Origin of the sequence: Micromonospora sp. S4605, assembly GCF_003176715.1 — a bacterium.
GTDB lineage: Bacteria > Actinomycetota > Actinomycetes > Mycobacteriales > Micromonosporaceae > Micromonospora > Micromonospora echinaurantiaca.
Genome location: NZ_QGSW01000402.1, coordinates 1 through 7102, shown reverse-complemented (window position 1 = coordinate 7102; position 7102 = coordinate 1). Strand labels below are relative to the sequence as shown.

Here is a 7102-nt window from a genome sequence, read left to right as displayed (position 1 = left end):
GGTTGGTTACCAGGAGGCCGGAGAGGAGGACGCCGCGGGCGAGGTTGAGCACTCCGTCGCAGCCGGGGAAGCCGGTGCGGATGCAGGCGCCGGCCGGCTGGCGGCCGAACAGGTACGGGGCGATGCTGTAGGGCACCTCGGCACTGACCGTCTCGCCGGTCTCGATGTGCACGAAGTCCAGCGGGACGCTGTCCGCCGGGACGTACTCCTGGAGGATGAAGCCGCCCCGCTCGGCGAACCGCCGCACCCCGTCGCGCCAGCCGTCGGGGTCGCACTCCCGGCCGATCAGCACGTCCACCCCGGCCGAGCCGTCGGCCGGCTTCGCCACCAGGTCGGCCCGGTCGGCCACCGCCCGGTCCAGCAGGGCCGGGGTGAGCGCCCAGGTACGCGGCACGTACCGGTGGATCAGGTCGCGGTCGGCGGCCGGCAGCGCGTCGGCGTCCTCCCACAGCCAGGCGAAGCCGAGCTTGTTGGCCAGCAGCCAGGCCGCCGACGACACCCAGATCGGCACCGTTCCGGCCGCCAGTCCCGCCTCCAGCGCGTCCACCCCGGCGCTCGGGGTGACCCGGTTGGGCACGAAGAGCCGGAACACCCCGTCGACCGGGGCGCCGTCGACCACCAGCCGGCTGTCGTCGGCCAGCGTCACCCCGGACACCGGTGCGATCACCAGGTCCAGGCCGAACGCGGCGGCCCGCTCGGCCACCGGGGCGAGCACCCGCAGGAAGCGCTGCGGGTCGTCCAGCCCCGGGTACTCGGCGTCGAAGTCGAGCAGCATGGCCACCCGCGCCCCGTCCGGCAGGCCCAGCCCGGCGCGGATCGCCGCGAACCGGCGGTCCACCGCGGACGGCGCCGCCTCGAGGCGGACCCGGTCGGTGATCCCCCGGGCCCGGTAGACGTCGACGAACCGGCGGACCACTGTGTCGGCGTCGAACGCGCCGCCGAGGCTGCTGTCGATGTTGTACTCCACCACCCGCGGCACCCCGCCGGAGAGCAGCACGTCCGGCCGGAAGGCGGCCAGCAGCGCCTCGCTCAGCGGCTCGTCGTCGTTCAGCAACCGGGTAGCGCCGGCCGGGACGCCGAGCAGCCGACGCAACTCACCCGCCGTGCCGGCGCGCCGCCGGCACGCCTCGAAGATCAACTGGGCGAGCCGGTCGCAGACCGCGTTGAGCACGTCCAGCGAGGTGCGGTCCATCACCGGCGGCCGGGCCAGCCGCCACTGCCGGTTGTACGTCGCCCGGCCGTCGAAGATCTCCCGCCAGGACTTCGCCCCGGCGGCCACCATCTCGGCCCGTACGTCGGCGGGCAGGTCCAGCCACGCCTGCGCGGCGGACGGCCAGCGGTGGTCAACGTCGATCATGTTCACCCGTCCTTTAGCACGTGGTGGATGGCGGTGCGCAACTGGTCCCGGCCCGGTTGCACGGCCCGGTCCAGCGCGGGGGCGAACGGCAGCACCGCGCCGTCCGGGCGGGTGACCCGGCGTGGCGGCGCGACCAGCGGCACCCGCTCGACCATCGTGGCGATCACCTCGCCGGCGATCCCGCAGGACCGGTTCGAGTCGTCGACCACCACCAGCCGCCGGGTACGGGCCACCGACTCGGCGAGCGAGTCCCAGTCGAACGGGTACAGCGTGCGCGGGTCGTACACCTCCACCGACGCCTCGCCGGCCAGTTCCTCGGCGACCGCGAGGGCGTCGTGCACCAGGTGCCCGACCGCGACCACGGTGACGTCGTCGCCGGCCCGGTGCACCCGGCCCCGGCCCAGCGGCACCGGGGCCAGGGCGGCGAAGTCGACGTCGGCGCGGACGTCCAGCGCGCCGGCCGGGGCGAAGACCACCACCGGGTCGTCGCAGCGCACCGCCGAGACCAGCAGCCCGTACGCGTCCGCCGGGGTGGCCGGCACCACCGTGGTCACCCCGACGTGGGCGAAGAGGCTGTACGGGTGGTCGGAGTGCTGCCCCGCCCAGCCGGTACGGGAGCCGGAGCCGGGCACCAGGTAGGTCACCGGCACCGCGCACTGCCCACCGGTCATCAGCGGGAACTTGTGCGCGTGGTTGACGATCTGCTCGAAGACCAGGAACAGCAGCGACGGGATCTGGAACTCGACCACCGGCCGCATCCCGGCCAGGGCGGCGCCGGTGGCGAAGCTGGTGAACGCCTGCTCCGACAGCGGAGTGTCCCGCACCCGGTCCGGGCCGAAGCGCTTGAGCAGCCCGGCGGTGACGTTCGCGGCGCCGACCCGGATGTCCTCGCCGAGCAGGAACACGGTCTCGTCGCGGGCCAGCTCGTCGGCGAGCGCCCGGGTGAGCGCCCGCCGGTAGGAGAGCCTGGGCATGGTCAACCACCTCCGGTGCGGGGGGTGAGGCCGCTGGCGTACAGGTGCGCCAGCGCGCCGGCCGGGTCCGGCTCGGGGCTGGCCAGGGCGAACTCCACCGCCGCGGCGAGCTGCCGCTCGACCTCGGTGTCCACCGCGGCCCGGTCGGCGGCGGACAGCCGGGCGCCCTGGATCGCCACCGGGTCGCGGGCCCGGCCCCGGGCCACATCCTCGGGCGGGCGGTAGTCGAGGCGTACCACGTGCTCGAAGGTGTGGTGGGCGTCGAACCGGTAGGTGCTCGCCTCGATCAGCTCGGGGCCGCCGCCGGCACGCAGCCGGGCGACGGCGGCCGCCGCGACGTCGCGTACCGCCTCGGGGTCCTGGCCGTCCACGACGGCGGCCGGCATGCCGAACGCGGCGGCCCGGCCGGTGATGCTGCCGGCCACCGCGCCGGCGACCGGCATGGTGGTGGCGTAGCCGTTGTTCTCGCAGACGAACAGCACCGGCACCCGCCAGAGCGCTGCCAGGTTGAACGCCTCCAGCAGCATCCCCTCGTTGACCGCACCGTCGCCGAAGAAGCTCACCCCGACGGTGTCCGCGCCCCGGCGCCGGCGGGCCCAGACCGCCCCGGTGACGATCGCCCCGGACGCGCCGACGATGGCGTTGGCGCCGAGCACGCCGACGCCGAAGTCGGCGGCGTGCATCGAGCCGCCCCGGCCGGCGTTCAGGCCGGTGGCCCGGCCGCAGAGCTCGGCGAGCATCCGGGGCGGGTCGGCGCCCTTGGCCAGCACGTGCCCGTGCCCGCGGTGGGTGCCGACGACCACGTCGTCGGCGTCCAGCGCGGCGCACACGCCGGCGGCGATCCCCTCCTGGCCCAGGTACGGGTGGATGCCGCCGACGATGTGCCCGGCGCGGACCAGCTCGATGGCCCGCTCCTCGAACCGGCGGATCAGCCGGACCGTGCGGTAGAGCCGGACCGGGTCGGCGTCGGTCACCGCCCGCGACCGGCCTTGATCGCGGCGAGGATGTCGTCCCAGAGCCGGGCCCGGGCGGCCAGCGCGGTGTTCACCGTGTCCGCGCGCTCCTGCCACTTCGCGTCGTCGTCGCCGCACAGGTCGGCGAGCATCTGCATGGCCATCGGGGTGTGCTGCTCGCCGTCGACCTCGATGTGCCGCTCCAGGTAGTCGACGAACGTGTGCAGCCGCCGGCTGCGTTCGTTGATCGCGACGACCTGGGCGAACATGTCCGGGATCAGGTCCTCCCGGCCGAACGCGAAGGCGGCCGCCTGGCAGTGCACCGGGGTGCCCTCGATGATCCGCCAGGTGGTGGCGGCGAACGCGGCCGACGCGGCGGGCACCCCGGCCTCGCCCAGCGCCTCGCCGACCGGCCGGCCGGCGCGCAGCAGCTCGACCAGCCGGTCCACCGCGGTGGTGTCGGCGCTGGCCTCCCGCATGCCCTGCACGTACAGCTCGAAGTGGCTGGTGTAGCCGTCGCCGAGCTCGTCGCTCTCCTCCACCATCACGATGTCGTTGATCAGCCGGCGGCTGCCGGTCGGCCCGGTCGGGATCCACGGCACGGTGACGCAGGTGAGCTGCCGCTGCAACGACTTCAGCAGCGACATGAAGTCCCAGACCGCGAAGACGTGGTGCTCCATGAAGGTGACCAGCGCCTCGTGGGTGTCCAGGTTGGCGTAGAGCGGGTGCTTGACCACCACGTCGCGGCGGTCGGTCACCGCCTGCTCCAGCCGCTCGATCCCCGGGTGCGTCCTACCCCAGTCGTACCGTGACATGTCAGCCTCCCTGCTCGGCGCGGTGGCGCCAGATGACCGGGCAGTAATCGGGGTCCGCGTAGTCCGGCCGCCCGTCGGCGGTGCGGCGGACCAGCACGTCGTGGTTGTACGCGGCGAGCGAGCCGTCGGAGAGCGGGTACGCCCGCCAGGCGTTGTCGCCGTCCTGCAGGTGCAGCGAGATCGCCTGCCGGGGGCGGCCGCTGACGTTGGCGCCGCTGCCGTGGTAGGTACGGCAGTGGTGGAAGCTCATGTGCCCCTTCGGGATCACCATCGGGACCTTGCGGATCTCGGCGCCGTTGTGCGCCCCGTTCGCGGCCAGCATCTCCTCCAACTGGTCGCGGTCGCGCTCGGCGAAGTGCCGCACCACCGTGTCGTCGGCGCCGACCTCCCGCCAGCGGTGCGAGCCGTCGACCATGGTGATGGTGCCCATCTCCTCGCCGCAGTCGTGGAACGGGATGAACGCGGTCAGCATCCGCTCGGACGACGAGGACGCCCAGTAGTGCTTGTCGAAGTGCCAGGGCACGATGTTGCTCGGCTCGCCGGAGATCGGCGGCTTGTAGATCAGCGTGGACTGGAACACGCGGATCTCCTCGGCCTGGGCGAGCCGGGCGGCGACCGCGCCGATCAGCGGCTTGCGCAGGATCGCGGCGAGCCCGTCGTGCTCGTGGTGGACGTAGTCGTTGTGCCGCTGCACCGCGCCGTTCGCCGGCTCCCAGTAGGCCAGCTTCGGCGGGCGTACCGGCAGCCGGCGGTCCCGCTCGCCGGCGTAGTAACGCTCGGCGGCCGCCGCGAGGGCGTCCACCTCCTCGTCGGTGAGCAGCTTCTTCGACAGGTACCAGCCGTGCTCGGCGTAGAACCGCACGTCCTCGGCGGAGGGCAGCAGCGCCTCCTCCTCGGCGGTCAGCGTCGGGTCGAACTCCGTCGTGGTCACGCACCCACCCCCTGCGGTACGGCCGCGGTCGCGGCCAGCTCCCGTTCCTTGGCCTCGTAGAGCGCCTTGATGTTGCCGCTGCCGAAGGTCAGCGCCCCGCGCCGCTCGATCAGTTCGAGGAAGAAGGTGCGGCGCACGTGCATCGACTCGGTGAAGATCTGCAGCAGCTGCCCGGCGTGGTCCCGGTCGACCAGCACGCCCAGCTCGCGCAGCCGGTCCAGCGGTGCGTCGACCCGGCCGACCCGGGCCTCCAGCTCGTCGTAGTAGCTGCCCGGGGTGGCCGCGAAGCGCACCCCCCGGGCGGCGAGCGCGCCGACCGCGCCGACGATGTCGTCGGTGCGCAGCCCCAGGTGCTGCACCCCGGCGCCGGAGTGCTGGTCGAGGAAGGCGTCGATCTGCCCCGGCCGGTGGCCGCGGTCCGGCTCCAGCAGCACCAGGGTCACCCGGCCGGACGGGCTCTGCACTACTGTGGAGTTCATCGCCTGCCCGTCGACCTCGATGTGCTCGGTGAAGATCTCCGCGAAGCCGAACACCTCCCGGTAGTGCCGGACGGTCGCGGCGAGCTGCCCCGGCGGCACGCAGACCGCCAGGTGGTCGATCTCGGCGAGCAGCGGGGCGTCGCCACCGGGCGGCGGTGGCGTCGGCTCCACCGCGCCGGGCAGGAAGTCGCGCCGGTCGCCGCGCCGCTCCACCAGCCGGTGCAGCACGTCGCCGAAGCCGCCCAGCTCGGCGGTGACCACCTCGGCGTCCGCGCCGGTGAAGGTGACCGGCGGGGTCACCCCGGTCGCGCCCCGGGCCACCAGTTCGGCGTACGCCCCGGCGGCGTCGTCCACCTCCACGGCGATCACCGCCACGCCGTCGCCGTGCCGCTGCACGTACCGGGCGGCCGGGTGCTCGGCGGTCAGCCCGGTGGTGAGCACCATCCGGATGTCCCCCTGGCTCAGCAGCAGCGAGCGCCGGCCGGCCAGCCCGGTCTCCGGGCCGCCCTGGCCGCTCAGCCGGAAGCCGACCGCGCGGCCGAAGTAGAAGGCGGCCTGCCGCGCGTCCCCCACGTAGAGTTCGATGTGGTCGATTCCACGGATGTCCATCTCATCTGCCCTTCCCCCCGTGCTCTGCCGTCGGGCGCGCCCCGCCCGCGGGTAGGTGCTGCGCCGGTCACCTCCCCGGCCGGGCGGCCCGCGCGAGCAGCAGGCTCACGTTCTGGCCGCCGAAGCCGAAGGAGTTGGTCAGCGCGTACTCCGTCTCCGTCGCCCGGGGCTCCTTGCGGATGTGGTCGGCCGGGCAGGCCGGATCCGGGTCGTCCAGGTTGTGCGTCGGCGGCAGCAGCCCGCGGCCGAGCGCCAGCGCGGTGGCCGCCGCCTCCAGCACGCCGGACGCACCGAGCAGGTGCCCGGTGAGCGCCTTGGTGGAGCTGACCGGCACCCCGTACGCCCCGAAGACCTCCGCCAGCGCGGTGGTCTCGGCGATGTCGCCGAGCTTGGTGCCGGTGCCGTGCGCGTTGACGTAGCCGACCCGGGCGGCCGGCACGCCGCCGCTGGCCAGCGCCCGCCGCATGCACTCGGCCGCGCCCGCGCCGTCCGGTCGCGGCGCGGTCGGGTGGTACGCGTCGGTGGTGGCCCCGTAACCGGCCACCTCGGCGTAGCCGGTGGCGCCCCGGGCGGCGGCGTGCTCGGCACGTTCCAGCACCAGCAGCGCCGCGCCCTCGGCGAGCACGAAGCCGTTGCGCCGGGTGTCGAAGGGCCGGCTCGCGGCGGCGGGATCGGCCCAGCCCCGGGCGAGCGCCCGGGCGTTGCCGAAGGTGTCGGCGAAGGTGGGGAAGAGCGGCGCCTCGCTGGCCCCGCAGAGCACCACGTCCGCCTCACCGGCCCGGATCAGCCGGACCGCGTCGGCGACCGACTGGGCGCCGGAGGCGCAGGCGGTGCCGACCGAGGAGGTGTAGCCGCGGATGCCGTACCGGATCGCGATCCGGGCCGACGGCATGTTCGGCAGGATCCCGGTGAGCAGGTACGGGCTGACCGCCGCCCGCCCCCGGGCGGCCCGGGCCAGCACCTGCTCCTCCAGCGTGGACATGC

At 74.5% G+C, this 7102-nt stretch carries 7 protein-coding genes; all 7 read right to left on the bottom strand.

Annotation, left to right across the window (positions count from 1 at the left end):
• The coding region (locus DLJ47_RS32140) for a hypothetical protein (protein ID WP_109905705.1) at positions 1 to 1357 on the bottom strand (1357 nt) is incomplete at its 3' end.
• A gap of 2 nt (positions 1358 to 1359) precedes the next feature.
• Positions 1360 to 2331 carry an alpha-ketoacid dehydrogenase subunit beta gene (locus DLJ47_RS32135; RefSeq protein ID WP_109905703.1) on the bottom strand — a complete coding sequence of 324 codons (972 nt, stop codon included), beginning with the start codon at positions 2329 to 2331 and terminating at the stop codon, positions 1360 to 1362.
• Between the two features lie 2 nt (positions 2332 to 2333).
• The gene (locus tag DLJ47_RS32130) at positions 2334 to 3305 is read right to left on the bottom strand and encodes a thiamine pyrophosphate-dependent dehydrogenase E1 component subunit alpha (RefSeq protein ID WP_109905702.1); all 972 of its coding nucleotides are present in this window, start codon (positions 3303 to 3305) and stop codon (positions 2334 to 2336) included.
• Positions 3302 to 4099, bottom strand: coding sequence for a DUF3050 domain-containing protein (locus tag DLJ47_RS32125; protein ID WP_109905700.1), 798 nt, complete (start codon positions 4097 to 4099; stop codon positions 3302 to 3304). Before DLJ47_RS32125 ends, DLJ47_RS32130 begins: the two co-directional genes overlap by 4 nt.
• A gap of 1 nt (position 4100) precedes the next feature.
• Positions 4101 to 5030: a phytanoyl-CoA dioxygenase family protein gene (locus tag DLJ47_RS32120; RefSeq protein WP_109905698.1), complete on the bottom strand. Its 930-nt coding sequence runs from the start codon at positions 5028 to 5030 to the stop codon at positions 4101 to 4103.
• The gene (gene hppD, locus DLJ47_RS32115; RefSeq protein ID WP_109905696.1) at positions 5027 to 6118 is read right to left on the bottom strand and encodes a 4-hydroxyphenylpyruvate dioxygenase; all 1092 of its coding nucleotides are present in this window, start codon (positions 6116 to 6118) and stop codon (positions 5027 to 5029) included. Before hppD ends, DLJ47_RS32120 begins: the two co-directional genes overlap by 4 nt.
• 67 nt (positions 6119 to 6185) lie before the next feature.
• The coding region (locus DLJ47_RS32110; protein WP_109905694.1) for a beta-ketoacyl-[acyl-carrier-protein] synthase family protein at positions 6186 to 7102 on the bottom strand (917 nt) is incomplete at its 5' end.

Coding starts and splice junctions, on each gene's coding strand:
- DLJ47_RS32135 (WP_109905703.1), bottom strand. CDS start 2,331: ATGCCCAGGCTCTCCTACCGGCGGGCGCTCACCCGGGCGCTCGCCGAC.
- DLJ47_RS32125 (WP_109905700.1), bottom strand. CDS start 4,099: ATGTCACGGTACGACTGGGGTAGGACGCACCCGGGGATCGAGCGGCTG.
- hppD (WP_109905696.1), bottom strand. CDS start 6,118: ATGGACATCCGTGGAATCGACCACATCGAACTCTACGTGGGGGACGCG.